Source organism: Mesorhizobium sp. 131-2-1, from assembly GCF_016756535.1.
Taxonomy (GTDB): Bacteria; Pseudomonadota; Alphaproteobacteria; order Rhizobiales; family Rhizobiaceae; genus Mesorhizobium.
Genome location: NZ_AP023247.1, coordinates 5705421 through 5731212, shown reverse-complemented (window position 1 = coordinate 5731212; position 25792 = coordinate 5705421). Strand labels below are relative to the sequence as shown.

24 protein-coding genes are annotated in these 25792 nt (G+C 65.3%); 14 read left to right on the top strand and 10 right to left on the bottom strand.

Translation table 11 applies throughout. The annotated features are described in order from the left end of the window. Window positions 1–154: 154 nt before the first annotated feature. From JG743_RS27730 to JG743_RS27690, 9 genes are all read left to right on the top strand, one after another. The gene (locus JG743_RS27730; RefSeq protein ID WP_202294953.1) at window positions 155–805 is read left to right on the top strand and encodes a Rieske 2Fe-2S domain-containing protein; all 651 of its coding nucleotides are present in this window, start codon (window positions 155–157) and stop codon (window positions 803–805) included. Next, complete coding sequence (locus JG743_RS27725; RefSeq protein ID WP_202294950.1) at window positions 802–1647, top strand: aromatic ring-hydroxylating oxygenase subunit alpha; 846 nt, start codon at window positions 802–804, stop codon at window positions 1645–1647. The genes JG743_RS27730 and JG743_RS27725 overlap by 4 nt, the downstream gene beginning before the upstream one ends. After that, the gene (locus tag JG743_RS27720) at window positions 1644–2303 is read left to right on the top strand and encodes a glutathione S-transferase family protein (RefSeq protein WP_202294947.1); all 660 of its coding nucleotides are present in this window, start codon (window positions 1644–1646) and stop codon (window positions 2301–2303) included. Before JG743_RS27725 ends, JG743_RS27720 begins: the two co-directional genes overlap by 4 nt. A 1-nt stretch (window position 2304) precedes the next feature. Continuing rightward, window positions 2305–3684, top strand: a complete 1380-nt coding sequence (locus JG743_RS27715; RefSeq protein WP_202294944.1) for an amidohydrolase — start codon at window positions 2305–2307, stop codon at window positions 3682–3684. Between the two features lie 27 nt (window positions 3685–3711). After that, window positions 3712–4806 carry a BMP family ABC transporter substrate-binding protein gene (locus JG743_RS27710; protein ID WP_202303031.1) on the top strand — a complete coding sequence of 365 codons (1095 nt, stop codon included), beginning with the start codon at window positions 3712–3714 and terminating at the stop codon, window positions 4804–4806. 2 nt (window positions 4807–4808) lie between these two features. Next, a complete protein-coding gene (locus JG743_RS27705) occupies window positions 4809–6332 on the top strand; it encodes an ABC transporter ATP-binding protein (RefSeq protein ID WP_202294941.1) in 1524 nt (507 codons plus the stop codon). Next, complete coding sequence (locus JG743_RS27700) at window positions 6329–7423, top strand: ABC transporter permease (RefSeq protein WP_202294938.1); 1095 nt, start codon at window positions 6329–6331, stop codon at window positions 7421–7423. Before JG743_RS27705 ends, JG743_RS27700 begins: the two co-directional genes overlap by 4 nt. Then, window positions 7420–8331: an ABC transporter permease gene (locus tag JG743_RS27695; RefSeq protein WP_202294935.1), complete on the top strand. Its 912-nt coding sequence runs from the start codon at window positions 7420–7422 to the stop codon at window positions 8329–8331. Before JG743_RS27700 ends, JG743_RS27695 begins: the two co-directional genes overlap by 4 nt. A gap of 456 nt (window positions 8332–8787) precedes the next feature. Further along, the gene (locus tag JG743_RS27690) at window positions 8788–9045 is read left to right on the top strand and encodes a DUF768 domain-containing protein (RefSeq protein WP_202294932.1); all 258 of its coding nucleotides are present in this window, start codon (window positions 8788–8790) and stop codon (window positions 9043–9045) included. 71 nt (window positions 9046–9116) lie between these two features. On the opposite strand, the gene JG743_RS27685 is transcribed toward JG743_RS27690, so the two are convergent. Together JG743_RS27685 and xseA are read right to left on the bottom strand one after the other, a co-directional pair. After that, window positions 9117–10235 carry a DmpA family aminopeptidase gene (locus tag JG743_RS27685; RefSeq protein ID WP_202294929.1) on the bottom strand — a complete coding sequence of 373 codons (1119 nt, stop codon included), beginning with the start codon at window positions 10233–10235 and terminating at the stop codon, window positions 9117–9119. A 109-nt stretch (window positions 10236–10344) separates the two neighbouring features. Next, entirely contained in the window at window positions 10345–11910 is a 1566-nt protein-coding gene (xseA, locus tag JG743_RS27680) for an exodeoxyribonuclease VII large subunit (RefSeq protein WP_202294926.1), read from the bottom strand. A gap of 118 nt (window positions 11911–12028) precedes the next feature. Here xseA and JG743_RS27675 point away from each other — a divergent pair, with 118 nt between their 5' ends. Beyond that, complete coding sequence (locus JG743_RS27675) at window positions 12029–14251, top strand: bifunctional diguanylate cyclase/phosphodiesterase (RefSeq protein ID WP_202294923.1); 2223 nt, start codon at window positions 12029–12031, stop codon at window positions 14249–14251. A gap of 24 nt (window positions 14252–14275) precedes the next feature. Here the strand turns inward: JG743_RS27675 and JG743_RS27670 are convergent, their stop codons facing one another. Further along, complete coding sequence (locus JG743_RS27670; protein ID WP_202294920.1) at window positions 14276–15232, bottom strand: LysR substrate-binding domain-containing protein; 957 nt, start codon at window positions 15230–15232, stop codon at window positions 14276–14278. A gap of 177 nt (window positions 15233–15409) precedes the next feature. On the opposite strand from JG743_RS27670, the gene JG743_RS27665 reads away from it, so the two are divergent. Then, the gene (locus JG743_RS27665) at window positions 15410–15700 is read left to right on the top strand and encodes a DUF1127 domain-containing protein (protein ID WP_202294917.1); all 291 of its coding nucleotides are present in this window, start codon (window positions 15410–15412) and stop codon (window positions 15698–15700) included. 271 nt (window positions 15701–15971) lie between these two features. Here the strand turns inward: JG743_RS27665 and JG743_RS27660 are convergent, their stop codons facing one another. From JG743_RS27660 to JG743_RS27645, 4 genes are all read right to left on the bottom strand, one after another. Next, a complete protein-coding gene (locus JG743_RS27660; RefSeq protein WP_202294914.1) occupies window positions 15972–16985 on the bottom strand; it encodes a DUF937 domain-containing protein in 1014 nt (337 codons plus the stop codon). Window positions 16986–17086: 101 nt separating this feature from the next. Further along, window positions 17087–18460: a glutamate--cysteine ligase gene (locus JG743_RS27655; protein ID WP_202294911.1), complete on the bottom strand. Its 1374-nt coding sequence runs from the start codon at window positions 18458–18460 to the stop codon at window positions 17087–17089. Window positions 18461–18644: 184 nt separating this feature from the next. After that, window positions 18645–19379, bottom strand: coding sequence for a 16S rRNA (uracil(1498)-N(3))-methyltransferase (locus JG743_RS27650; RefSeq protein ID WP_202294908.1), 735 nt, complete (start codon window positions 19377–19379; stop codon window positions 18645–18647). Between the two features lie 31 nt (window positions 19380–19410). Further along, window positions 19411–20058, bottom strand: a complete 648-nt coding sequence (locus JG743_RS27645) for a hypothetical protein (RefSeq protein ID WP_202294905.1) — start codon at window positions 20056–20058, stop codon at window positions 19411–19413. 75 nt (window positions 20059–20133) lie between these two features. Between JG743_RS27645 and JG743_RS27640 the strand changes: the two genes are divergently transcribed. Beyond that, entirely contained in the window at window positions 20134–20832 is a 699-nt protein-coding gene (locus JG743_RS27640) for a type 1 glutamine amidotransferase (protein ID WP_202294902.1), read from the top strand. Between the two features lie 286 nt (window positions 20833–21118). Then, a complete protein-coding gene (locus JG743_RS27635; protein WP_006206855.1) occupies window positions 21119–21259 on the top strand; it encodes a hypothetical protein in 141 nt (46 codons plus the stop codon). A gap of 51 nt (window positions 21260–21310) precedes the next feature. On the opposite strand, the gene JG743_RS27630 is transcribed toward JG743_RS27635, so the two are convergent. The 3 genes from JG743_RS27630 to JG743_RS27620 form a co-directional block, all read right to left on the bottom strand. Beyond that, window positions 21311–22081 carry a metallophosphoesterase family protein gene (locus JG743_RS27630; RefSeq protein ID WP_202294899.1) on the bottom strand — a complete coding sequence of 257 codons (771 nt, stop codon included), beginning with the start codon at window positions 22079–22081 and terminating at the stop codon, window positions 21311–21313. A 131-nt stretch (window positions 22082–22212) separates the two neighbouring features. Continuing rightward, window positions 22213–23349: an alpha-hydroxy acid oxidase gene (locus tag JG743_RS27625; RefSeq protein WP_202294896.1), complete on the bottom strand. Its 1137-nt coding sequence runs from the start codon at window positions 23347–23349 to the stop codon at window positions 22213–22215. Then, a complete protein-coding gene (locus tag JG743_RS27620; protein ID WP_202294893.1) occupies window positions 23346–24149 on the bottom strand; it encodes a FadR/GntR family transcriptional regulator in 804 nt (267 codons plus the stop codon). Before JG743_RS27620 ends, JG743_RS27625 begins: the two co-directional genes overlap by 4 nt. Window positions 24150–24355: 206 nt before the next feature. Between JG743_RS27620 and JG743_RS27615 the strand changes: the two genes are divergently transcribed. Further along, window positions 24356–25678 carry a DUF3422 family protein gene (locus JG743_RS27615; RefSeq protein ID WP_202294890.1) on the top strand — a complete coding sequence of 441 codons (1323 nt, stop codon included), beginning with the start codon at window positions 24356–24358 and terminating at the stop codon, window positions 25676–25678. Window positions 25679–25792 lie beyond the last annotated feature (114 nt).

The window sequence follows — 25792 nt, the reverse complement described above, 5'->3', positions numbered from 1 at the left end:
AGCCGCTGGGGCTTGCCTGACAGGTGTCGTGCACCTTTTTTAGGCCATTGTTGCCAGTGAGGAAATGTTGTGCAAACGTACCCAGGCTTATTAGCATATCCTTGACCGCAACGCCGCGCTCGGGAAGATGCTGGTGTCGTTTGAAAGTTGATGTATGCCGCCCTATCCGACCGGCTCTTGGATGCCTGTTGCCCTCTCCGCGGACCTGCCGGCGGGAACCGTAATGCCGGCGCAATCCCCAGCCGGACCGATTGCCCTTTGGCGAAGCCACTCCGGCCGTGCGGCGGCCTTTGCCGACCGATGCCCTCATCGCGGCATGCGCCTTTCCCACGGCTTCGTGCGCGGTGAGACCCTGTCCTGCATTTATCACGGCTGGAGCTATGCCCAGGCGGGAAACTGCCTGCGCATCCCGGCCCATCCGGCACTGACGCCGCCGGACACGATCCGCGTCGCGACGCAGCCCGTCGAGGACGGCGGCGGCATCATATGGATTTCCGTTGGCGAACCCGCTGCCGGGCCGCCGCGGTTCGAGGGCCTTGCCCCCCTGCGCTCCATGATGGTGGAAGCGGATGTCGCGGCGCTGGAGGCGGCCGCGGGTACGAAGATTGGCGAAGGCCTGCTCGACTACACGCACAATAGCCGGACCATACGCCTGCTGCTTGCCCCCGAAGGGCAAGCGCGCACGCTGATGCATGTTCTGGTGGACGAAGACAGCAATCCGGCCGAGCTTATCGCCACGTCGAGGGCCGCCGAGGCACTGCGGCGGGCGGCCGAGCATATTTCGCTGACCGGGATCGCCCGATGACCCGCAACGCGATGATCGACGAATGGTATCCGGTCGGCCTCGCCAGCCAGCTCGATGCGCATGGGCGCAAGACGGCCCTGATGGGCGAGCCGATCGTGGTGAGGCGCGGCGAAGACGGAAACGCCAAGGTCACGGGCGCCAACGGACGCATGCTGCCGGCCTGCATCCGCTATGGCCATGTCTGGTCATCGCTTGGCGACCCGCAAAAGCCGCTGTTCGCGATCCCCGAGGCCGATCAGCCCGGCCGCCGGCTTGTCGATGTCGGGGTGGTGCGCGTGCGCTGCTCGCCGTTGCGCGCGGTGGAGAACTTCCTGGACATCGCGCATTTTCCTTTCGTGCATACCGACATATTGGGGGCCGAACCGCATACCGAGGTCCAGAACTACAAGGTCGAGATCCGCGAGGACGAAGACGAGGTTTGGGCGACCCAGGTGAAGTTCTACCAGCCGCAGGCCGCCAAGTCGGCGGAAGGCGGCATAACCACGGAATACATGTATCGCGTGCCCGCGCCGACCTGCTCGATCCTCTACAAGACCTGCCCGCCGCGCCCGGGTGAATGGGACGTCATCACGCTGTTCGTGCAGCCACTTGCCGAAGACCTGTGCGATGTCTGGCCATGGATGGCGCTGTTCGACGACGATACACCGATGACGGACCTGATCCATTTCCAGCAGACGATCTTCGTTCAGGACCGGTCGATCCTCGAGAACCAGATTCCGGGGCTGCTGCCACTCGATCCCGGCATGGAGATTCCCACGCGGGCCGACCTCACCTCGGTTGCCTACCGGCGCTGGCTGAAACGCCATGGCTACACCTACGGCGCGCAACTGGTGGCGCAATGAAGCTCTACGACTACGTGCTGTCGCCGAGTTGCTACAAGGTGCGGCTGATGGCTGCGCTGGCCGGGGTGACGCTCGACATCCGCCCCGTCGACTTCCATCCCGGCGCCGAGCATCGCGGTCCCGAGCTCATGGCGCTCAACCCGGCGGGTTCGATCCCGATCCTGGAGGATGGCGACCTCGTCCTGACCGAATCCTCGGCCATGCTGGTCTACCTCGCCGCGAAGGCGCCGCCGCAATGGCTGGGCAACGACACGCCCGGGCAGGCGGCGCGCGTCCAGCAATGGCTTTCCTTCTCGCATCGGCTGACCGCCAGCTTGGGGGCGGCGCGGCTGCACGAGATGCTGCTGCGTCCGGGCAATATCGCTGCCCTTCAGGGGCAGGGGACAGCGGCCCTGCGGGAACTGGAAGCCGGCCTCGTCGAACAGCATATCCGCGGCCAGCGCTTCCTTGCGTCGGACCGGCCGACGATCGCCGACATCGCCTGCTTTCCCTATGTGGCGCTGGCGCCGGACGGCGGTGTTTCGCTCGATCCCTATCCCGCGATCCGGCTCTGGTCGCGGGCGATCCGCGCCATAGAGGGCTTCATCGAGATGCCCGGCATCCACCGGCTGCACGAGCTGAAGCCCGAGCCCGTCCCAGAAGTCGGCGAGGCCTGACATGGCGGGCTATCTGCTGAAGAACTGCGCTGCGGTCATCGTCGACGAGGGCAACGGTCCCGGCGTCCGGCGCAATGTCGATGTCCTGACCGACGGGCCGGCGATACGGGCCATCGGAGAAGGCCTCGACAAGGGCGAGCTGCCCGCCGGCACCGTCGCGCGGGACGCCGCCGGCTGGTTCGTCTATCCCGGCCTCGTCAACACCCATCACCACTTCTTTCAGTGCTTCGTGCGCAACCGCGCCGATCTGGACTGGACGAAGCTGTCGGTCATCGAATGGCTCGACCGGATCTATCCCATCTTCTCGCGGCTGAACGAGGAATGCTTCTACCACGCGTCGGTGACCGCGATGGCCGAGCTGATAAAGCACGGCTGCACGACGGCATTCGACCATCAGTATTGCTTTCCGCGGCATGCCGGCAAACGGCTGATCGACCGGCAGTTCGAAGCGGCCGAACTCCTCGGCATGCGCTTCCATGCCGGACGCGGCGGCAACACGCTGCCGAAATCGCAAGGCTCGACCATCCCCGACGCCATGCTGGAAACGACGGACGAATTCATCGCCGACTGTGCCCGGTTGATCGACACCTACCATGATGCCGGCCCGTTCAGCATGCGCCAGGTTGCCGTCGCGCCATGCCAACCGGTCAACTGCTATCGCGAGACGTTCGTGGAATCGGTGGCGCTGGCGCGCGACCGCGGAGTGCGTATGCATACCCATGTCGGCGAGGGCGAAAGCCCGGTCATCGAGGCCCGTCACGGCATGCGCACGGTGGACTATTGCGCGGAGATCGGCTTTTGCGGGCCCGATGCCTTCTATGCCCATTGCTGGGAGCTGAGCCACGACGAATTGCGCAAGATGGCCGCCAGCGGCACCGGCGTCGCGCACTGTCCGGAGCCGGTCTATCTCGTCGGCGCCGAAATCACCGACATCCCGGCGATGTCGGCCTTCGGGCTCAATGTGGGGCTGGGCTGCGACGGTGCCGCCTCGAACGACAATTCGAACCTGATGCACTGCATCCATTCCGCCTACATGCTGCAATGCCTGTCGGCGTCGACACGCGAGCATCCGGTTCCGCCACCGACCGATTTCCTCGGCTATGCGACGACCGGGGGCGCGGCGCTGCTCGGGCGCGGCGACATCGGCAGGCTGGCGCCCGGCATGGCCGCCGACCTTTTCGCCATCGACACGCGGCGCATGGACTATGTCGGCACGCGGCACGATCCGCTGAGCCTGCTGGCCAAGGTGGGCATCAGCGCGCCGACCGACATGACGATGATCAACGGCCGCATCGTCTGGGCCAAGGGCGAGTTCCCGGGGCTCGACGAGGCTCGGCTGTTTGCAGAGGCCGAGGCGGCGCTCGCGACCGTGGAATTCTAGAAACCAAAACAAAGGGGAACTGACATGCTGATAAATCTGACCCGCAGAACATTGATGAAGGGCGCGGCCGCCTCCGGGCTCGTCGCAACGCTGGGCGGCCGCGTGCTTGCCGCCGACGAACCTTTGGGCATCGTGCTTGTGGTCCCGTCGCCGGTCGGCGATGTCGGCTGGGGTCGCGCGCTCGCCGACGGGCTCGAACCGGTGAAGGCGGCCTATGGCGACAAGGTGAAGGTGACCATCATCGAGAACATACAGGAAGGACCCGATGCCGACCGGATCATGAACAAGGCGGTCGCCGACGGGAACAAGTTCCTGATCGCAGGGTCCTTCGGCTATCAGAACGGCGCCCTGCAGATCGCGCGCCGCAATCCCGACGTCACCGTGCTGCATGCTTCCGGGTTCCAGGTGGCGCCGAACTTCTCGCCCTTCGCGGCCCAATATTCCCAGGGGACCTACCTGATGGGCATGGCGGCGGCGGCGCTTTCCAAGACCGGCAAGCTTGGCTCGGTTTCCGCCTTCGCCATTCCCGAGCTGATCACTTCCATCAACGCTTTCACGCTGGGAGCGCAGGCGGTGAAGCCCGATGTCGAGGTTTCGGTCGTATGGGTGAACTCCTGGTTCGATCCGGCCAAAGAGCAGGAGGCCGCCAAGGCGCTACTGGCGCAGAAATGCGACGTGATCTTCTCCAACGCGCAGGACACACCTTCCGTCGTCTCGGCCTGCGAGGAAGCCGGCGTCCCCGCCTTCAACCTCAACTCGTCGATGAAGAAATACGCGCCCAAGACCTATCTCGGCTGTGTCGCGACGGACTGGTCGCCCTTCTTCAAAGCCTCGGTCGACGCCCACATCGCCGGCAACTTCAAGGGCGCCAACGCTTTCCTGGGTGTCGGCGACAAGGTGGTCGAGGTCGTTGACTGGAACCCGGGCATCCCGGCCGACATGATGACCAAGATCAAGGAGGTCGAAGCCAAGATCGCCGACGGCAGCTTCTCGCCCTTTACCGGCCCGATCGCCAAGGCCGACGGCAGCGAGGCCGTCGGCGCCGGCAAGACGATGACCGTGGCCGAGATCGTGGCCATGGACTGGCACGTCAAGGGTGTCACCACGCCGCTGCCCAAGTGACCATGACCGTCCCGCTCCTGTCGCTGCGCGGCATCTCCAAGAGCTACGGCCAGATCCATGCCAATCGAGACATCGATCTGGACGTGGCTCCCCGCTCGATCCACGCGATCCTCGGGGAAAACGGAGCGGGCAAGTCGACGCTGATGAAGCTGATCTACGGCGTCGAGCAGCCGGACGCCGGAACGGTGAGCTGGAAAGGAGAACCCCTGGCCCTCGCGTCCCCCGCGGATGCGAGGCGCAAGGGGATCGGCATGGTGTTCCAGCATTTCTCCCTGTTCGAGACGCTGACGGTGGTGGAGAACATCCGGCTGGTCGTGCCGAGGGGCAAATCGGATCTTGCGGAGCGCATCCGTACCCTCGGCCGCGACTTCGGACTCGAGGTCGATCCGCTCGCCCATGTCCACGCGCTCTCGGTCGGGGAGCGGCAGCGGGTGGAAATCATCCGCTGCCTGATGACCGAACCCCAGCTCCTGATCCTCGACGAACCGACCTCCGTCCTGCCGCCGCAATCGGTGGGTAAGCTGTTCGAGACCTTGCGGCGGCTGCGCGACGGCGGGGTTTCCATCCTGTTCATCTCCCACAAGCTGGAGGAGATCCGCGCGGTCTGCGACCGCGCGACCATCCTGCGCAGCGGGCGCGTCACCGGCCATGTTGACCCGCGCGACCATGACACGCACGACCTCGCCCGTATGATGATCGGCCGCGACATGCCGCAGCCCATGCCGGCGCTGGCGCATTCCGGCGGAGAAAAGCGCCTCGAGATCATCGGCCTCGACCATCAGCCGGACGATCCCTTCGCCGCGTCGCTTAGCGACGTCAGTCTGACGGTCCGGGCCGGCGAGATCCTCGGCATCGCGGGCATATCGGGCAACGGACAGAGCGAACTCGCAGCGCTGATTTCAGGCGAAACGGTTCTGCCGCGCGAGAAGTCCGATCGCATCTACATGATGGGAAAGGATGTCGGCGCGCTCGATGCGGCGGCCCGCCGCCGGCTGGGCTTCGCTTTCGTTCCGGAGGAAAGGCTCGGCCGCGGCGCGGTGCCGGAGATGTCGCTCGCCCTCAACAGCCTTCTGACCGCCCATCCGTTCGGCCTTTTGAAACGCGGCCTTGTCGACACGGCCCGGGCCAAGGCTTTCACCGAGGACTGCATCCGGCAATACGACGTGCGCACACCCGGTTCCGAAGCGGAGGCCGGCGCTCTTTCGGGCGGCAATCTGCAAAAGTTCATCGTCGGCCGCGAGATCATGCTGTCCCCGAAATTGCTGTTCGTGGCGCAACCCACCTGGGGCGTCGACATCGGCGCGGCCTCCGCCATCCGCCGGCGCCTCGTCGCCCTGCGCAACGAAGGCATGGCCATCCTCGTCATTTCGGAGGAACTGGAGGAACTGTTCGAACTCTGCGATTCGATCCAGGTGATCCATCAGGGCCGGCTGAGCCCGCCGCTGGTGACGCGCGATACCAGGCCCGAGGAGATAGGTCGCTACATGATCGGCGCGCATTCGACGGCCGGGAAGGTCCCTGCATGAGCGCTCTGCCGTTCCTTCCCGTTCTGGTTCGCCGGGAGCATGCCTCGCTTGCCATGAAGCTGGTCGCCGCGCCCGCGGCGCTCGGTCTTGCGACGCTCCTCAATCTCGGCCTCTACCTGCTGATGGGCCGCGATCCGGTCGCCGTTTTCCACGCGATGCTTCTGGAGCCTTTCCTGTCCTGGGCCTCGTTCTCGGAAGTCCTGCTGAAGACCGGACCGCTCCTGCTGATCGCGCAGGGGCTTGCGATTGGCTTTCGCGCCAAGGTCTTCAACATCGGCGCCGAGGGCCAGTTCATCCTCGGCGCGATCTTCGCATCGGCCATTCCCATCTGGTTCCCGCAGGCCACAGGCCAGTGGATCTGGCCCTCGATGCTCGTCATCGGTGCGTTGGGTGGCGCGCTGTGGGCGTCGCTCACGGCCTTCTGGCGCGTGAGGCTCAACGCCAACGAGATTCTCGTGTCACTCATGCTGGCGTTCGTTGCGGCGCAAGTCCTCAACTACCTGCTTCTCGGACCCTGGAAGGACCCGAACGGCTTCAACTTCCCGCAATCGGTGATGTTCCAGTATGACGCGATGGTGCCGCTCCTGATCCCCGGCACCCGTGTCAACGTCTCACTGCTTGTCGCCGGCGCGTTCTCCATCGCGGCCTGGGTTTTCATGCAGAGGAGTTTCGCGGGCTACAAGCTGCAGGTCGGCGGCCTCGCGCCGCACGCAGCCGGATACGCCGGCTTCAACGAAGGACGCGCGATCTGGCTGTCGCTGCTCATCGGCGGCTTCGCGGCAGGCCTCGCCGGAGCCGCCGAGGTGGCAGGTCCGCTTGGCCAGTTGCAGCGCTCCATCTCGACCGGCTACGGCTATGCCGCCATCATCGTCGCCTATCTCGGTGGCCTTCACCCGATCGGCATCGTCTTTTCCGCGCTGCTCATGGCGGCCCTCTATATCGGTGGCGACAACGCCATGGTCTCGGCAAACCTGCCGGTTGCCGCGGTCCGGGTCTTCCAGGGCAGCCTGCTGCTCGCCTATCTCGTCGCCATCGCCTTCGTCCGCTACCGGCTCGTCTGGCGCCATGCCGCCCACGGACGCACGTCATGAACGCCATCGAGTTCATCGTCGCCGGGATGCTGGCGGCGGCTACGCCGTTCCTTCTGGCGGCGCTCGGCGAACTGGTGGCCGAGCGGGCCGGCGTCCTCAATCTCGGCGTGGAGGGACTGATGGCCCTCGGCGCGGTCATCGCCTTCATCGTCGTCTATCACGGCGGCGGGCATCTCCTCGGTTTCGTCGCCGCGGGCCTCGCCAGCGCTGCGCTTTCCCTTGTCTTTGCCGTCATCGCGCTGGGATTCCGCGCCAACCAGGTCGCGGTGGGACTCGCCATAGGCATACTCGGCCAGGGCCTCTCGGCGTTGTTCGGCAAGAGTTATGAGAGCCTCACGGTCAAGGGGCTTCCGAAGCTTTCGCTGCCATGGCTTTCGGATATCCCGGTCTTCGGCGGCCTGTTCGTCCAGGACGTTGTCGTGTGGCTTTCGCTTGTCGCGACCGTCGCCATCTGGGCGATGTTCGCCTACACCAAGACCGGCCTCGTCGTCCGCGCCGTCGGCGAGAACCCCAAGGCGGCCCATGCGCTCGGCTATCCGGTGATCGCCGTGCGCTTCGCCGCCGTCGCCTTTGGAGGCGTGCTGGCGGGGTTCGCCGGCGCCTACGCGGCCGTGGTCTACACGCCGCTGTGGGCCGATGGCATGATCGCCGGGCGCGGCTGGATAGCGATTGCCCTCGTCGTCTTCGGCACCTGGCTCACCAGCCGCATCTTTCTCGGTGCGTGCCTCTTCGGCGCCGTGTCCCTGGCAAGCCTGGCGGCCCAGGCGACCGGGCTGGACGTTTCCTCGCAACTTCTGTCGAGCCTGCCTTATCTCGTGACCGTCATCGTGCTTGGCATCATCTCTTCGAACCGGCGCCTGCTCAAGCTCAACGGCGTGGCTTCGCTGGGAGAGCCTTTCGAGCGCTAGGAAGGATGCGCGGCACACGCCGCACAACATCCGGGTCGATGCCGACGGCCAACCCAGGCGGACCCCTCGTTGCGGCGGAAAGAAGCACCGGAACCAGGAGAGTCGACATCGCATGAGGATATCACTATATACCGGCGGCCTCGGCGACGCGCCCCAGCCATTGGGTGGTCGACGGCGCCGCGAATGTGCTGACACCTATTGTGATGCAAATCGGTCCGAAAACCGGAAAAGCAAAATAGAAACAATAGTATGATGCTGGGTATCCCAGCCACCGCCACCATCATCCTCAACGATCAGAACGTGTTCCTTGAACCTTCCCCCTTCCCGCACGCTGTGGACCTCGGACAAGACCGGCTTGCCGGCCGGGCGCGACTCGGCTGCAATAGGGGTATGCATCTTTTGCGGGGTGCCGACGTTTATGATTACCAACCGGCATAGCCGTTAGGGAAAAGCAGTATGAGTGAACATGCGATCGAGTTCTTGCAGGGTTGGATTGGCGAGAAAGTTCATTGCCAGCACTCGCCGGTAAAGATCGAGACGCAGGCCGAGGCTCTCGCCAGGGAATGCGCGGCCAAGGCGGCCGAGGAAGGCATTCTGCTGGAGGAGATTCAGGAAGAGGTCGGCGATATCAAGGAATTGATCGCGTCGCGCCTCGAAGAGGCGGCCGAGGCCAGCGAGCACGAGACGAAATCGGACGACAAGCCGTCCGAATAAGGCGCCGGTCCCGGCGAAAGCCGGCAGGACAGGAATTGCGATCCGGCGGTTGTTCTTGGCCTCCGCCGGCTCTACCCAAATCTCTCGCTTAGCCACGCTTTTGGCAGCGCCGGCACGAAATTGCCGTCGCGCCCGCTCATGTCCTCATTGGCGACCAGCGCATTGAGGATCGCTTCCTCCACCCCTTGCACCACCGCGTCGAAGAACGGATCGATATCGACATCCGGGATGAAATCGGCGCGGGCGATCCGACCTGACGGCGCCAGCGCCGCTTCCGGATTTGCGGTCGAGAAGGCAAGAAAAATGTCACCGGAACTGTGGTAGCCGTAGCCGCCGGTCATGGCGATGCCGAGCGGCACGCGCCTCGCCAGCCGCTTCATCTGATGCGACAGGAACGGCGCATCGGTGGCAACGATGGCGATGATCGAACCCTTTTCGGCGCGGGGTGTGCCCTCGCGGATCGCCGGCTCGGCCAAATCCGGCCCGACGCGCTGGCCGCGCAGGGTGAAATTGTGCCGCTTGCCGAAATTCGCCTGCACGAACACACCCAGCGTATAACGCCTGTCCTGCCATGCGACGACGCGCGAGGCGGTGCCGGATCCCGCCTTGAAGCCAAAGCTGATCATACCGGTGCCGCCGCCGACGCTGCCTTCCTCGATGGCGCCAGTGGTCGCTCCGTCCAGGGCGCCGGCAACGTGGTCGAAAGTGACATGATGTCCGTTGATGTCGTTGAGGAAGCCATCATAGGTCTCCGCCGCCACCGGCAAGCCCCAGGCGCTGTCGAGCGCGGCCGGCAGCACCTTATGCATCCAGCGCAGGGTGCCGTCGCGGGTGACGCCGCAGGAATGCGTGTTGGTGATGGTGACCGGGAAATTGAAGGCGCCGGTCTCCTCGATGATGTGCGATCCCGTCAGCTCGCCATTGCCGTTCTGGCTGAAGACGCCGGCAAGGACTGGCGTGGCGAGCTCGACCCGTGGCCTGGGCAGGATGGCGGTCACGCCAGTTCGCACCGGCCCTTTGCCGACGACCAGCGCCCCGTCGCCCGAGATCAGCGTCGCATAGCCCACCGAGACGCCCGGCACGTCGGTGATGGCGTTGAGCTCGCCCGGCATGCCGTCGAAGCCGATGCCGAAAGCGCGGGCGCGCGGTTTGCCGGAGGGCGTCAGAAGATGCGGATCATGTGCGGTCATGCCGTACCTTAGCAATTCCAGGAAAGGTGCGTAGCGGTTTTCCGTCCGGAATTTGCGTCAAAACAAATACTTAGGGTGGGCCAGCGATTCCATGAAACGCTGGACCGCGCTAGAACAACGAACCTTGATTGCCCGGCTCTCTAGGTTTGGCGGCCGGCTTGGCCGTCGCCTTCGGCCGCGCGCCGCCGCCGATTGCAACAGCATCGGCGCTGCCGTCGGCGAATTCCAGCGAAAGCGCTGCCCCCGGCGATACATCCGCCGCCAGCTTGATGACCGCGCCCTCGGCATCCTTGACCAGCGCGAAGCCGCGCGCCAGCACCGCCTTGTGCGACAGCGTCGCCAGCAGCCGGTCGGCCTGGGTCAGTCTCGCGCGCAACCGGTCCAGCCGTCTCGCGATCGCATGGTCCTGGCGGCGCGTCAGTCCGGCGAGCGCATCGGCCTGCACCTTCTGCCGCCTGGCGATCGGCGCCGGAGACAGCCGTGCCGCGGTGCGCTTGAACCGTGCTCGCCTTTCGCGAACGATGGCAAAGAAGGCTGCCTGCGCGCGGGCGAGGTCGCGGCCGGTCAGGGTGCGCGCCTCGTTGATGCGGCGGGACAATGTGGCGGGCGTCAGCCGCTGCCGCTCCAGCCTTGCGCGCTTGCGCTCGATGCTCACCGTCAGCGCCCGGCCGAGCCGGCTCGTCGCCTCGTCGAAGCGCCGGCGCGGCAGCGCCAGCAACTGATCGGGCGAGGGCAGCGCCCGGGCCGCCGCGCGCACCGCCTGGCGCTTGCGTTCGAAATTGCGCGAGGCGGCTGCCTTGAGCCGCGCGCCAAGGCTGGCCAGCGTCGCTTCCAGGTCGGCCTTGACCGGCACGGCGATCTCGGCGGCACCCGTCGGCGTCGGCGCCCTTATGTCGGACACGAGATCGATCAGCGTCCAGTCCGTCTCGTGTCCGACGGCGGAAATCACCGGGATGCGCGAGGCGGCCACCGCGCGCGCCAGCGCCTCGTCGTTGAAACCCCAGAGGTCCTCCAGGCTGCCGCCGCCGCGCGCCACGATGAGCAGGTCGGGGTGGGGGATGGCGCCATCCCGGGAGAGCGCGTTGAAGCCGTTGACCGCGGCTGTCACTTCGGCGCCCGCGGTTTCGCCCTGCACCCTGACCGGCCAGACCAGCACAGTGAGCGGGAAGCGGTCCTTGATGCGGTGGATGATGTCGCGGATCACCGAGCCGGTCGGCGAGGTGACGACGCCGATGACGCCGGGCATGAACGGCAGCCGCCGCTTGCGGCCGGCATCGAACAGGCCTTCGGCTTGCAGCCGGCGCTTGCGCTCTTCCAGCAGCGCCATTAGCGCGCCGGCGCCGGCCGGTTCCAGATTGTCGATGACGATCTGGTAGTTGGACTTGCCCGGATAGGTCGTCAGCTTGCCGGTGGCGATCACCTCCATCCCTTCCTCGGGACGGAATTTCAGCCGGCTCATCGTGGTCTTCCACACCACGGCGTCGAGCCGCGCGCGCTCGTCCTTCAGCGCGAAATAGGCATGGCCGGACGAATGTGGCCCGCGGTAGCCGGAAATCTCGCCGCGCACCCGCACATTGCCGAACGCGTCCTCCACCGTGCGCTTCAGCGCGCCGGAGATCTCGCTCACCGTGTATTCGGTGGCGTTGCTGCGTGATTCGGATGCCGTATCGCTCATCGGCCGATTGAGGGGCGGTTGTCCGCCGGCGTCAAGGAGTTCAATCCGCGCTAATATAATAACGCGATTTTAAGCCCGATTTGCTTTGACTGACGGCAACGCACCCGGCCAGGAACGCATGAGCGCACGCGCAAGCCACAGCCCATTGACGCATCAGGTCACGCTGACCGTGCTGATGCTCGCCGCCTTTGCGCTAGCCATGGTCGTCGGCTTTGGCTTCTACGCCACCGCCCAGGCCGACCATGTCTCGCTGGAACGGCAAAAGATATTCTTCGCCAATGGCTTGAAGGATCAGATCGCGACGGTCGAGCGCGAGCAGGAAAGCGTGACCGTCTGGGACGATTCCGTCACCAATGTGAAGGCCGGGAACCAGGCCTGGATAGAAGAGAACCTCAGCGTCTGGATGTATTCCTACTACGGCCACAACCGGGTGTACGTGCTGGATGCCGCGAACCATCCGGTTCACGCCATGCGGGAAGGCAAGGTGCTCGACCCGTCCGCCTATGGCGAGGACGCGCCCGCATTGCTGCCAACCATCGAGAAGCTGCGCACAATGATCGCCCAGCCGCCGAGTGAGGGCGCTTCGGCTGGGTCGGCAAAGATGGTCGCCGAAGACCTTATCTCGCTTGGCGGTAGACCGGCCATCCTCAGCGTCATGCCGCTCGTGCCGAGCACAGACAAGCTCACCCAGGCGCCGGGCAGCGAATATCTCCATGTCTCGATCGAGTTCATCAACGACGCGGTGATCGGCAAGATCGCCGAAAAATACCTGCTGGACGGCGCGCATCTGCTGCCGCTATCGCAGCCGACCGGCTCGGCCGCCATCCCGCTGGTTGATTCTCGCGGCGTCATTCTCGGTTATATCGGCTGGAATCAGGAGCGCCCCGGCCTGACGCTGGTGCGCAAGACTGCCCCCGCCTTGATTGTCGGCCTGCTGCTCGCGGCGAGCGTGCTTGCATTCCTGCTGCGGCGCCTGCGCCGCGCCTCGACGGAGCTGCAGACCAGCCAGGATCAGGCGCAGTATCTCGCCTTCCACGACACGCTCACCGGCCTGCCCAACCGGGCCCTGTTCGAGGATCGGCTGCGGCGTGCCCTGCTCAGGACCGGACAGGCCGGCCATGACATGGGAAGGGTGGCGCTGCTCTATCTCGACCTCGACCGCTTCAAGCACATCAACGACACGCTTGGTCATCCGGCGGGCGACGAGCTCGTGCGCCAGACGGCGGCCAGGCTCCAGCACACCATTCGCGAGGTCGATACCGTGGCGCGGCTGGGCGGCGATGAGTTCGCCCTGATCCTCATCGACATCCGCGATGTCCGCGCCGCCGAGGATATCGCCGAGCGGCTGCTGGAGAAGCTGCAGGAGCCGTTCAAGCTGATCGACGACCAGGTCTTCGTCAGCGCCAGCATCGGCATCGCGCTGTCGGCCGAGGCCGAGACCGATGCCGACGACCTGCTGCGCAAGGCCGACATCGCCCTCTACGAGGCCAAGAAGAACGGCCGTGGCCGGCACCAGGTCTTCGCCGGCGACATGGACGACATTCTCTTGCGCAAGCGCAAGGTCGAGACTGAGCTTCGCAAGGCTCTCGACGGCGGCACCGGCATCGGCCTCGCCTACCAGCCGGTGTTCGCGGCCAACGGCAAGACGATCCTCGGCGCGGAAGCGCTGATCCGCTGGGGGCATGAGGTGCATGGCGCCCTACCGGCGGCGCAGTTCATCGCCATTGCCGAGGAGCGCGGCATGATCGGCCAGCTCGGCGCATGGGTGCTGCAGGAGGCCTGCCGCTTCGCCGTGCGGACCGATCTGCCCTGGCTTGCCGTCAACGTGTCGCCGCTGCAACTGCGCGACGCCGGCTTTGCCGAGCAGGTTGCGTCGATCCTCGCCGACACCGGACTGGCGCCGCAGCGCCTGCAACTCGAGATCACCGAAAGCGTGCTCCTGGAGAACAGCGATGCCTCGAGGGCGGCGCTCGCCGCCTTGCGCCAGTCGGGCGTCGGCATCGTGCTCGACGATTTCGGCACCGGCTATTCGTCGCTAAGCTATCTGCGCCGCCACGCCATCGACAAGCTCAAGATCGACCGCTCCTTCGTCCGGCTTCTCGACGGCGAGGGCAATGCGGCGGCGATCGTCAAGGCGCTGATCGATCTTGCCGTCGCGCTCGAAGTCGACGTCACCGCCGAGGGCGTCGAGACCGAGGCGCAGAAGATCCTGCTGGTCGCCATGGGCTGCAGGCAGTTCCAGGGCTATTTTCTGTCGCCGCCGCTCGAGCCGGCCCAGCTGCTCGGCCTTTCCGGCCTCGCTTCACCGGACGATGCCGAGCCGTCCGCCGTCCGCGCCTAGGCCATCTCAGGCCCAGAACGGGCCCTACCAACCCGGTATGATCTGGTTCGCTTTGGTCCGCTTCATCTTGCTGAAGGCGAGCGCGGCGAAATCGAAGCTTCCTGTCTCTTCGCCGAGCGGCACCGAGATGTTGTCGAGGCTTTCGCAGATGTGGCGCGCCAGCGCGTCGACGATCTCCGGCTGCGAGGTCTGACCGCGCATGATGCCGATACGGCAGTCGGGCAAAGTGCCAAAGCCGTCAGCCTCGCCAAGCACGCGCATGCCGGGCCGCAGCGCGCATTCCGGCAGCACCGAGACCGCAAGGCCGGACAGCACCGCCGCGGTGATGACGGTGGCCGAGAAGCTCGAGAACAGGATGCGGTACTCGCGGTTCTGCCGGTCGAGCACGTCGACCGCCGCGCGCCGCCAGATGCAATTCGGCCGGCCGAACGCCATCGGCAGGATCTCCTGCTCATGCGTGGCATGGTTGACCGAGGTGACCCATAGAAGCGGCTCGCGCCGCACCACTTCCGACTGGCCGCGCGTGTCGTTGTGCGTCACCAGGGCCAGGTCGAGATTGCCGCGCTTGATGTGTTCGACCAGTCCCGGCGTCGGCTCGCAGATGACCGTGAGTTCGACCCTTGGATTGGAGCGCGTGAAGCGCGCCATGATCTCGGGCAGGAAGCGGTCGGCATAGTCGTCTGGCGTGCCGATGCGGATGGTGCCTTCGAGCCGCTGGTCGTCAAAGGCGGCCAGCGTTTCGCGGTTGAGGAAGATCAGCCGCCTTGCATAGGAAAGCAGCCTGTCGCCTTCCTCGGTCAGCTTGTTGGTGCGGCCGTCCTTCTCGAACAGCGGCTTGCCGATCCGTTCCTCCAGCCGGCGCATCTGCATCGACACCGCCGACTGCGTCCGGTGCACCTCTTCCGCCGCGCGGGTGAAGCTGCCGGTGTCGGCGATCGAGATGAAGGTCTGCAACTGATCGAGATCGAGCGGCGCTTTCATCGGTCCAATCCATCATTGATGTTGATGCTAAAGATTAGAAACATTCGTTGGATTAATCAATCGTGTCGTGGCACATACTCGGTCATCCACATGAAGGCATGTGTATCGGAACCGGAACGGCGCTCCTCCCAGCGCCGTTTGCCCGGCTTCGTCCGCTCGACTCTGAAGGAGACTGACATGGCTACGTTCGATTTCGCCACCGAGACCTCGCGCATCACCACGCGTCCGTCCGTTGCGACGCGCGTGGCCAATGCCATCGCCGATGTCTACCGCGCCTGGAAAAACCGCCGCGAATTCTATCGCCTCGGCGAGATGTCCGACTCCGAACTCGCCGATATCGGCCTGACGCGCGCCGACCTCCACGTCGCGGTCGCCGTGCCTTTTGGCCGCGATCCGACTGTCAAGCTGCGCGCGATCGCCAGCGACCGCGCCGACACGATCGAGGACCTCGCCCGCAAGGTGGCTTGATCCGGCCGGCATTCGGTCGCCTTGAACCTTTTCAGGGGGCGCGGCGACCAAGGTTCATGCAGGCTCCCCACTCCCTGCCGGTTCCCCGCCGGCCTGCCTGCACGCTGCCCGGTCCTCCCAAGGACCGGGCTTTTCTTTTCCAGAGCAATTCCAGGAAAAGTGCATAGCGGTTTTCCGTCCGGAATTGCGTCAAGACAAAGAGATAGAGCGTTTCAGCGTTTCCATGAAACGCTCCATTCGGTCAGGGCCGGGTATCGGTCGTCTCGTCGGGCTACCGCCGGTCCATGCCACGCTTGAACTGGTCGAAGATCGATTCCATACCCTTCTGATACTCGTCGCGCTGCTGGGCGCCGGTCTCGAACATCTTGCCGAAGATATCGTCGAACGGGTTCCGCGGCCTGCCGCTGGGGTTGGTCTGCGGCTGCGGCGCCTGGCGCGGCTGAGGCGCCTGCGGTTGCTGCGGCGCCGGCTGGCCGCCGGGCAGACCGAAGCCGCCGCCACCGCTCTGTCGCAGCATCTCCTCGAAGATCTTGCCCAACGGGTTGTCGCCGTAAGGGCTCTGCGTCTGTTGCGGCTGCGTCCGGCCATGCGGCTGCTGGGCGCCGCCTCCGAACATGTCCTGCAGCACCTTGCCGAGCGGATTGTCGCCATAGGGGTTGGGCGCCTGCTGCGGTTGGCTCTGCGGCTGCTGGGCGCCGCCGCCGAACATGTCCTGCAGCACTTTGCCGAGCGGATTTTCGCCATACGGATTGGGCGCCTGCTGCGGCTGCGGCGGCGGCGCGCCGCCGCCGGCCTGCCGCATCATCTGCTCGATGATCTCGCCCAGCGGATTGCCGCCGCCGAAGCCGCCCGCCGCCTGCATCTGATTTGTGGTCTGCTTGAACAGGCCGCCCATCATCATCGAGGCCATCGCCGGCAGCATCTGCTGCAGCACCTGCTGGCTGAGGCCGGTCGCCTGCGCGGCCTGGGCAGCCACGGCGCGCGACAGGTCCTTCGAGCCGAACAGATGGCCCAGGATGCCGTTGCCCTCGTTGATGCCTTGCGGCGAGAAGGCCCGGGTCGCGTCCTCGAAATACTTGGCGTGCTGGCCGCTCGCCATCGCCGTCATGAAGGCGCCGAGCCCATAGGGGTCGGCCGTATTGCGCTGCAGTCCTTGCGAAAAGGCCGGCAGCAGCGCCTCGACCGCGGCCTGCGTCTGCTGCTGCGAAAGCCCGAACTGCTGAGCCAGCGCCTGCATGCCGGCGCCGTTCTGCGCCTGGGCGAATATGTCGAACAGGGAAGGCATTGGTTTCTCCTCCGAACATCCTCGTTGGAGAAGCCTAGTTTGTTTCCATCCGTGATTGAAGCGGCTTTTGCCGAAGCCTCAACCAGCCGGATGACTAAGGGTTAGTACGCATACTCCATGAACACCGGCTCGATCGAGCCGCCCCAGCGCGTGTGGTAGGCCGACAGCATCTCCTCGGCGCTAGTCGTGCCGCGCGCTACGACTTCGTCCAGCGTGTTGAGGAACGAGGTCTCGTCATAGCCGTCACGGTTCTTGCGTGCGCGGTTCTTCAGCCCCGTGCGCGAGATGGCGAGCACGTCGCGGGCGACATCGCGCAAGGTCGTGTTGCGGAACGGCGCCGAAATGCCCAACTCCGGCACGGCGTTGCGCATTGCCAGCACTTCCTTGTAGGTCCAGCTCGATGTCAGCGCCTCGGCGGCGTCGAGTGCTGCCTCGTCATAGAGCAGCCCGACCCAGAAGGCCGGCAGCGCGCAGATGCGCCGCCACGGTCCGCCATCGGCGCCACGCATTTCGAGGAAGCGCTTCAGCCTGACGTCCGGGAACAGCGTCGACAGATGGTTTGCCCAGTCGCCCATCGTCGGCAGCCCGTCCGGCACTTGCGTGCGGGCGCCGCCCGCCATGAACTGACGGAAGGTGATGTGCGTCATGTCGTGATAGTGGCCGTCGCGGATGACGAAATACATAGGCACGTCGAGCGCCCATTCGACATAGTCGGAAAAACCGAAATCGGGAGAGAAGCAGAATTCGAGCAGGCCGGAGCGCTGGTTGTCGGTGTCGCGCCAGATGTCGCCGCGCCAGCTTTGCAGCCCGTTCGGCCGGCTTTCGGTGAAGGGCGAGTTGGCGAAGAGCGCCGTCGACAGCGGTTGCAGCTTCAGCGAGACCTGCATCTTGCGGCGCATGTCCGCCTCGCTCTCGAAATCGAGATTCACCTGGATGGTGCAGGTGCGGTACATCATGTCGAGGCCCTTGGTGCCGACCTTCGGCATGTAGCGGGTCATGATCTCGTAGCGCGACTTCGGCATTTTGGGCGTTTCGGCCAGCGACCATTTCGGGCTGCCGCCGAGGCCGAGGAAACGGATGCCGAGCGGCTCGGCGATCTCGCGCACCTGTGCGAGGTGGGCGTTGCCCTCGCGGCAGGTCTGGTGGATCGACTCCAGCGGCGCGCCGGAGAGCTCGAACTGGCCGCCAGGTTCTAGCGAGATCGCGCCCTGGCCGGTCGGCTCGACCAGGCCGATGATGCGGCCGTCATCGATGATCGGATCCCAGCCGAGCTTTTGCTGCATGCCCTCGAGAATGGCGCGGATGCCGCGCTCGCCGCCATAGGGGACCGGTGCATTGCCGTCGACATAGAACGGAAACTTCTCGTGCTCGGTGCCGATGCGCCATTGCTCGCGCGGCTTGTTACCCGCGGCGAGATAGTCGACGAGTTCGTCGACCCCTTCGATGGGTTGGAAATCGGTGGTGTCGCGTGCCATGAGAAGCCCTCCCGACGCATGATCCCCAAAACCGATCATACGCCAAACCATAGTGCTACAGCGTCTTTTGCGCGCTCAAAAGAGCGTGGCGCTAAGGCGGCCGAACGACCGCCGGCGTTAGATGGACGAAATGTCAGTAGCCGATCAAGCGAAAAATCCTGAGCCAGGGCTCAACAGGAATTGATCACCAATCACCGATTGTCGCCTGGATCACCGCAAGCGCCGCTACCGCGGCGGTGTCGGCGCGCAGGATGCGCGGTCCGAGCGGGATGGCGGTGACGAAGGGCAGCGCCCGCAGCATCTTGCGCTCGTCGTCGGAAAAGCCGCCCTCCGGCCCGACCAGCAGGCCGAGCTTTGTCTCGCTGACCGCCTGCAGCGCCGGCAGCGGATTGTTGGTCGAGGCATCCTCGTCGCAGAAGATGAGCCGCCGTTCCTTGTCCCAGCCGGTCAGCAGGCGCTCGAATTTTTCCGCCTCGCGCACCTCAGGCACCGCGAGGATGCCGCATTGCTCGGCAGCCTCGACGACATTGGCGCGCAGCCGATCGATACCGGGTTTTGTCACCTGCGTGTGTTGTGTGATCACCGGTTGCAGCACGCCGGCGCCCATTTCGACCGCCTTCTGCACCAGATAGTCGAGCCGTCCCTGCTTCAACGGCGCGAAGCAGTAGACGAGATCGGGCAGCGGCGGCTGCGGCCGCTGCTGGTCGAGCACCTTCAGCTGTACCGCCTTTTTGGACTTTGCCGCGATCGCCGCCGACCACTCTCCATCGCGGCCGTTGAACACCAGCAGCTCCGCGCCTTCGCCGAGCCGCAGCACATGCAGCAGGTAATGGCTTTGCTGCTGCCCGGCATCGAATTCGACGCCGGCCCCGAGATCGTCAGGCACGAACAGCCGCTGCATCTTGTAATTGGCGCGCATGGCCGAGCAATGGGCGAGGCGGAGTTTGTCGTCAAGCCTCGGCGGAAGGGTGCCATGCCGGCACGTAGCCTCGCAGTAGCACCGCGATGGTCGTCGCCGGTGTGACCAGGCGAAGCGGCCGGCCAGCCAGGTCGGCAAATCCCGTCGGCATGCCATACCCGGCGAACGACCAGCGCAGGGCCCTGCCGGCGCGCAGCGCATAGGCCGTGGCGCTATCCGCGACCACGCTTCCATCGGGCAGGGCGGCAAGCTCTTCCGGCTTGACCGCCGGCGCCCGCCCGCCCGAGGCCAGCCGCTCCCTGTGCAGCCGCTTGTCGAGCATCGGCGCGCGCGGCTCGGCGATGCCGAAAGCCTCGCCGAAGCGGCTGACGAAGTCGCTTGCCCGTTCGCGCCGGCAGAAAAAGCAGGGGCGGTGGCCGGCGGCAAGCGCCGTCACCTCGTCGAGGAAGAACAGCTCGGTCCAGCCAGCCTTGCCACCTGGCCGGTTGCGGCCCATCGGCTCGCGCCGCACGTTGCGGAACTGGCATACGCAGATGATCCAGGCCGGCAAGGCCCAGCGCTTCCTCAGCAGAGTCTTCGTCTCGGGGTCGTGGATGATGCCGCGATTGCCGGTGAACAGGCCGCGTTCGGGCACGGCATGGATGGCGCCGAACGGATCGACCCTGTTCTGCAGTGGCATAGGCGTTCCTTCTTGGCTGCGCTGTGGGCGCCATGATATCGCTCGCGCGATCAATATTATGTCAGCAGGGTTTCGATGCGCGTCCTGGTCGTCCAGAATTTCGATAGTGAGGGCCTTGGCCAGATAGGCGCAGCACTCGTCGAGGCCGGCGCCGATATCGATCTGCGCAAGCCTTATAATGGCGAGGCCTTGCCCGGGCACAGCGGCGAGCATGACGCCATGGTCGTGCTCGGCGGCGCCCAGAACGCGCTCGACGACGAGCTCTGCCCCTATTTCCCCGAATTGCTCGACCTGACGCGCGACTTCGCCGACAAGGACCGTTCGGTGCTCGGCATCTGCCTCGGCAGCCAGTTACTGGCGCGTGCCTTCGGCGGCGAGAACCAGATCGGCGGCGCCACCGAATTCGGCTGGCACCGCGTTTCGCTGACGCCGGCGGCGAAGACCGACCCGGTGCTGGCCGCCTTGCCGGAGAACTTCCCGATCTTCGAATGGCACGACGACACCTTCGTGCTGCCGGAAAATGCCGTGCGGCTCGCGGGCAGCACCGTCGCCGAGAACCAGGCCTTCCGCCTTGGTCGCGCCGTCTACGGCTTCCAGTTCCATTTCGAGGCGGACACGCCGATGGTGCGCGACTGGAGCACGTCCTTCGCGGCTGTCATCGCAGAGCGCCATCCCGACTGGAACGACCGGCTCGATGGCGAGATTACCCGCAACGGCCCCGATGCCGACGCTGCCGGCCTGGCAATCGCCCGCGCCTGGGTGGCGACGATCTGAGCACTCAGAGCCGGACATGGCGCGGCGTGACATATTTGGCACGCCACGGCGGTTCCGACTGGGGAAAACCCTTTTCATCCTTGGTTTGTGGCCGGCTGCCGGCCTAGAAGGCGCGCGCTCCGTATCATCAGTGCAACCGCGATGAACCTTCTGTGTGATCCGCGCGACACACCGGCGATACAGAATCTGCCTAGAAACGCGAAATCGTCGAAACATTGAGACGCATTTTATCGTTTCAACGCATTGGTAACCGGGTCGTGCACAGATGCAGGAAGCTCAACCAGAGATGACGTCCGTGAAAGCAGCGCTTCTGTCCTTTGTCATGCTGTCTGCCATCGTCCTGTGCGGCCTCGGCATTTATTCGGCCGACGCAGCCAACAATCACCAGGCCGTCGACGGCTACGGCGTCACCGCCGCGCTTCGCTAAGCCTGATCCTCCCCGATAGACGGAAAGCCGGTCCGCGGTTTGCAGCCGTGGCTAACCCGCTTTTGCCGTTGCCGTCAGGATGCGCTTGTCCGCGCCGGCTACTACCAGCGCGCTGAGCATGCCCGACTGCCAGGCCAGCGTGTCGACATTGACGCGGTTGGCCATGATTTCGGCCTCCGGCACCGGCGTGTGGCCGTGCACGACGATCTTGTCGAAAAGGCCGGGATGGTCGTGGAAGGCCTCGCGGATCCAGATCAGGTCCTGTGGGCTCTGCTGGGTGAGGGGGACGTCCGGCCTGACGCCGGCATGGCAGAAGAAGAAGTCGCCGAAGGTAACCGAAAACGGCAGTGAGCGCAGGAAGTCGACATGGCTTCGCGGCACCGCCTCCAGCAAAGCCGCGTGTCCATCCCGCAACACCGTGTCCGCCGTGCCGAACCAGCCGCTGCCCGCGGTCAGCGTCACGCCATAGGACTGCGCCGTCTGGATGCCGCCATAGCGCATGAACAGCCCGTCCGGATCAGGCTTGGCGAGAAAGTCGAGAAAGCCGACATCGTGATTGCCGGCGAGCATGATGTTGCGCGGGTCGCGTTTTCGCGCCTCGATCAGGAAATCGATCACACCCTTGGAGTCCGGCCCTCGGTCGGAATAGTCGCCGAGATGGATGACACGCCAGTCGGTGGACGGCTCATATTCCAGCTCGCTTTCGATGCGGCGGTGCATGGCGGCCAAAAGGTCGAGCCGGCCATGCACGTCGCCGATGGCGTAGAGCCGCATGCCCTCCGGCCCGCGCGCGTCGAGATAGTGGATGCCGGTCTCGGTCAAGGCTTGCGTCGCTCCGTGGCCAAGCTGTCACGATGGTCGTGATCTAGTTGTCACGATTCGCGTGATCAACCTGTCACGACTTTCGTGATCAGCTCCGTCATGGAAACTAGGGCCAATCGGTGAACAAGGCCCTAGCGCCGCAACTGGTCCTTGCCCATGTCGGTCACCAGGCGCTTTCCGCACAGCGCCAGCGTGATGTCTATCTCCTTGCGGATGATCTCGAGCGCCTTGGTGACCCCTTCCTTGCCCATGGCGCCGAGACCGTAGAGGAAGGGACGGCCGATATAGGTGCCCTTGGCGCCGAGGCAGAGTGCCTTGAGCACGTCCTGGCCCGAGCGGATGCCGCCATCCATATGCACCTCGATCTTGTCGCCGACCGCGTCGGCGATCTCCTCCAGCACCGCGATCGACGAGGAGGCGCCGTCGAGCTGGCGTCCGCCATGGTTTGAAACCACGATCGCATCGGCGCCGGTCTGGGTCGCCATCAGCGCGTCCTCCTTGTCGAGGATGCCCTTCAGGATCAGCTTGCCGCCCCAGCGCTCCTTGATCCAGGCGACATCCTTCCACGACAGTTGCGGGTCGAACTGCTCCGTCGTCCAGGACGACAGCGAAGAGACGTCGCCGACCCCTTTGGCGTGGCCGACGATGTTGCGGAAAGTGCGGCGCTTGGTGCCGGCTATGCCAAGGCACCAGCGCGGCTTGGACGCCAGGTCGATGATGTTGGCCAGCGTCATCTTCGGCGGCGCCGAAAGCCCATTGCGGACATCCTTGTGGCGCTGGCCGAGAATCTGCAGGTCGAGCGTCAGCACCAGCGCCGAGCATTTCGCCGCCTTCGCGCGGTCGATCAGGTTGAGCACGAAATCCTTGTCGCGCAGCACGTAGAGCTGGAACCAGAACGGCTTCTTCGTCACCGAGGCGACATCCTCGATCGAGCAGATGCTCATCGTCGACAGCGTGAACGGCACGCCGAACTCTTCCGCCGCCTGCGCCGCCAGCATCTCGCCGTCGGCGTGCTGCATGCCGGTCAGGCCGGTTGGCGCCAGCGCCACCGGCATCGCCACCTTCTCGCCGACCATGGTCGTTTCCAGCGAGCGGTTGCTCATGTCGACCAGCACACGCTGGCGGAACTTGATCTTCTGGAAGTCCTCCTCGTTGGCGCGGTAGGTGCTCTCCGTCCAGGCGCCGGAATCGGCGTAGTCGAAGAACATCTTCGGCACGCGGCGGCGCGCCAGGTCCTTCAGGTCGGCAATGGTCAGGATGTCGCTCATGGTCTTTCCCGCTGGGTGTTCACTGGTTCGGTTTCGGAGCGCTGTCTCAGCCTCAGCCGTGACACGCGCTGCCAGTCGCCGCTGCGCTCGGCCTCGAGCATCGAGCGCTCGACATAGGAGATGTGGTCCATGGCCGCTTGCCGGGCGGCAGCCGGATCGCCGGCTTTGATCGCGGCATAGATCGCCCGGTGCTGGTGAAGCAGCGCCTCGCGCGCGCCGGGCACGGTGAACACCAGAAGCCGGTTCTGGAACACGCCTTCCGACAACAGCCGGTAGCAGGAGCGCAACGTATGCAGCAGGATGATGTTGTGCGCGCATTCTGAGATCGCGTGGTGGAACTCGATGTCGATCTCGGCCTCGTCGTCGAAGTCACCGGTGCGATGCGCCTCGTCCATGCGCGCCATGATGCTGTCGAGCAGCGTAAGGTCTTCCGGCGTGGCGCGCCGCGCCGCGTATTCGGCGGCGATCGCCTCGATCTCGCGGCGATATTCCAGATAGTCGGTCACCGCCTTGCGATGCATCGAGATCAGGTCGGTCACCGGCTTGGTGAACAGCTGGCCGATGACGTCGGCGACATGGGTGCCGCCACCGGCCTTGGTCGTCAGCAGCCCGCGTCCCTCAAGCGCTTTCAACGCGTCGCGCAGGATCGGCCGCGACACATCGAATTGCCGCGCCAGCTCGCGCTCGCCGGGCAGCCGGTCGCCGGTGCGCAGCACGCCTTCGAGGATCAGGCTCTCGATCTGCTGCACCACCTCGTCGGCGGTGCGCGAATGCTCGATCCTGGAGAAAATATCGCTCAACGGGGTGCCTGGAAAAGGAAGCGGTTGACGCTCAGATTAAAGCCTGTGTCGCCAACTGGTCAAATTATTTATCCAATTCGTCCGGCTTGGCCGGGTTCGGCGTCGTCGCCCTATATCGCCTTCAGCTAAACTTTGCTGTTTGCGTCTCCGGGCGATTGGCCCTAGAGGACGCCACTACACGCAGGGTCAAAACAGGGGGACCGGCCGTGTCGGACGAGACGTCCAATCTCAAATTCCAGCCGCGCGCGCAGGGCAGCGTCATGGGCTTTCCGGCGCATGAAGGCCGCCCCGGCGCGCTGGGCGAGGTCCACGCCCGCCCGCATCCGCTGATCGAGAAGCCGCGCCTGCTGGTGCAGCTTGCCTTCATGACCGAGGGCGGCGCCGGCGTCGACCATGCTGTGCTTTCCGAACTGTCGCGGCGCCTCGGTATCGCCGCGCCCGATCGCCAAGCCCGCCATCATGCCATGAAATCCGGCAAGGGTTCGCTGCGCTGGGAACGGCATACGGAATTCTCGACCTATCTGTGGGAGGGGCCGCTCGCCGAAAACGGCAGGGCGCAGGAGGATACGCCTTTCGGCAACGGCTTTTCGCCGCCCGGAACGGTGATTTCCGGCATCAGGCTGGAAATCCGCAAATGGACGCAGGCGAGCGAAAGGCTGATCGCCGGCTTCGATCCGACCAGCCTGTGCTATTCGCTGGTCGAGCGCGGCAATGCCGCAATCGTCACCGATTTCCGCCAGGATGGCGACGGCATGACGCGGATGCTGGTGCTCGATCGCGGCCTGACGCCGGCGCGGACCGGCGCGCTGTCGCAGCGGCTGATCGACATCGAAACCTACCGCACGCTGGCCATGCTTGGCCTGCCGCTGGCTCTGACGCTGTCGGGCCGCGCCCGCCGCATCGAGGACAGGCTGGCGCAGACCACGCTGGAAATGAAGGTCGCCGAGACCCGCGACAGCCAGACGCTGCTCGCCGACCTGACGGAACTGGCCGCCGAGCTGGAGGCCGACGCTGCTTCCAGCCTGTACCGTTTCGGCGCCAGCCGCGCCTACGACGGCATTGTCAGCGAGCGGCTGGAGGCGCTGGAAGAGGAGGCGGTGCCCGGCTACGACACCTGGGCTGGCTTCCTGCAGCGGCGCGTCGCGCCGGCGATGCGCACCTGCCGTTCGGTCGAGGAGCGCCAGGCCAATCTGTCGCGAAAACTCACCCGCGCCACCACGCTTCTGCGCACCTGGGTCGACGTCGAGGTCGAAAAGCAGAACCGCGACCTTCTGGCCTCGATGAACAATCGCGCCCGCCTGCAATTGCGCCTGCAGCAGACGGTGGAAGGCCTCTCCGTCGCCGCCGTGTCCTACTATGTCGTCGGCCTCATCTCCTATCTAGCCAAGGGCGCCTCGATCTTCGGTCATGCCTTTGCGCCCGAAGTCGTTACCGCTGCAGCGGTGCCGGTCGCCATCCTGCTCGTCTGGTGGGGCGTGCGTCGTGTACGGCGCATGCATTCCGAGCCGGCGAAACATCCGGGCGAATAGGCCGCCCATCTTCCGCCAGATATGATCGACGCGCAGCGGCAGATTGCCGCTGCGCAAGCAGGACGCTCGCCCCCGCAGGCGCTCTCGACCAAAGCAGGGTTTGCAACAAGCGTC

Bases quoted from the DNA above. Each gene is read 5' to 3' on its own strand.
- JG743_RS27625 (WP_202294896.1), bottom strand. From the start codon at position 23,349: ATGAGCGACATCCTGACCATTGCCGACCTGAAGGACCTGGCGCGCCGC.
- xseA (WP_202294926.1), bottom strand. From the start codon at position 11,910: ATGAGCGATACGGCATCCGAATCACGCAGCAACGCCACCGAATACACG.
- JG743_RS27635 (WP_006206855.1), top strand. From the start codon at position 21,119: ATGACGTCCGTGAAAGCAGCGCTTCTGTCCTTTGTCATGCTGTCTGCC.
- JG743_RS27725 (WP_202294950.1), top strand. From the start codon at position 802: ATGACCCGCAACGCGATGATCGACGAATGGTATCCGGTCGGCCTCGCC.
- JG743_RS27690 (WP_202294932.1), top strand. From the start codon at position 8,788: ATGAGTGAACATGCGATCGAGTTCTTGCAGGGTTGGATTGGCGAGAAA.
- JG743_RS27670 (WP_202294920.1), bottom strand. From the start codon at position 15,232: ATGAAAGCGCCGCTCGATCTCGATCAGTTGCAGACCTTCATCTCGATC.
- JG743_RS27685 (WP_202294929.1), bottom strand. From the start codon at position 10,235: ATGACCGCACATGATCCGCATCTTCTGACGCCCTCCGGCAAACCGCGC.
- JG743_RS27655 (WP_202294911.1), bottom strand. From the start codon at position 18,460: ATGGCACGCGACACCACCGATTTCCAACCCATCGAAGGGGTCGACGAA.
- JG743_RS27660 (WP_202294914.1), bottom strand. From the start codon at position 16,985: ATGCCTTCCCTGTTCGACATATTCGCCCAGGCGCAGAACGGCGCCGGC.
- JG743_RS27720 (WP_202294947.1), top strand. From the start codon at position 1,644: ATGAAGCTCTACGACTACGTGCTGTCGCCGAGTTGCTACAAGGTGCGG.
- JG743_RS27675 (WP_202294923.1), top strand. From the start codon at position 12,029: ATGAGCGCACGCGCAAGCCACAGCCCATTGACGCATCAGGTCACGCTG.
- JG743_RS27715 (WP_202294944.1), top strand. From the start codon at position 2,305: ATGGCGGGCTATCTGCTGAAGAACTGCGCTGCGGTCATCGTCGACGAG.
- JG743_RS27705 (WP_202294941.1), top strand. From the start codon at position 4,809: ATGACCGTCCCGCTCCTGTCGCTGCGCGGCATCTCCAAGAGCTACGGC.
- JG743_RS27640 (WP_202294902.1), top strand. From the start codon at position 20,134: ATGCGCGTCCTGGTCGTCCAGAATTTCGATAGTGAGGGCCTTGGCCAG.
- JG743_RS27700 (WP_202294938.1), top strand. From the start codon at position 6,329: ATGAGCGCTCTGCCGTTCCTTCCCGTTCTGGTTCGCCGGGAGCATGCC.
- JG743_RS27730 (WP_202294953.1), top strand. From the start codon at position 155: ATGCCGCCCTATCCGACCGGCTCTTGGATGCCTGTTGCCCTCTCCGCG.
- JG743_RS27665 (WP_202294917.1), top strand. From the start codon at position 15,410: ATGGCTACGTTCGATTTCGCCACCGAGACCTCGCGCATCACCACGCGT.
- JG743_RS27650 (WP_202294908.1), bottom strand. From the start codon at position 19,379: ATGCGCGCCAATTACAAGATGCAGCGGCTGTTCGTGCCTGACGATCTC.
- JG743_RS27695 (WP_202294935.1), top strand. From the start codon at position 7,420: ATGAACGCCATCGAGTTCATCGTCGCCGGGATGCTGGCGGCGGCTACG.
- JG743_RS27645 (WP_202294905.1), bottom strand. From the start codon at position 20,058: ATGCCACTGCAGAACAGGGTCGATCCGTTCGGCGCCATCCATGCCGTG.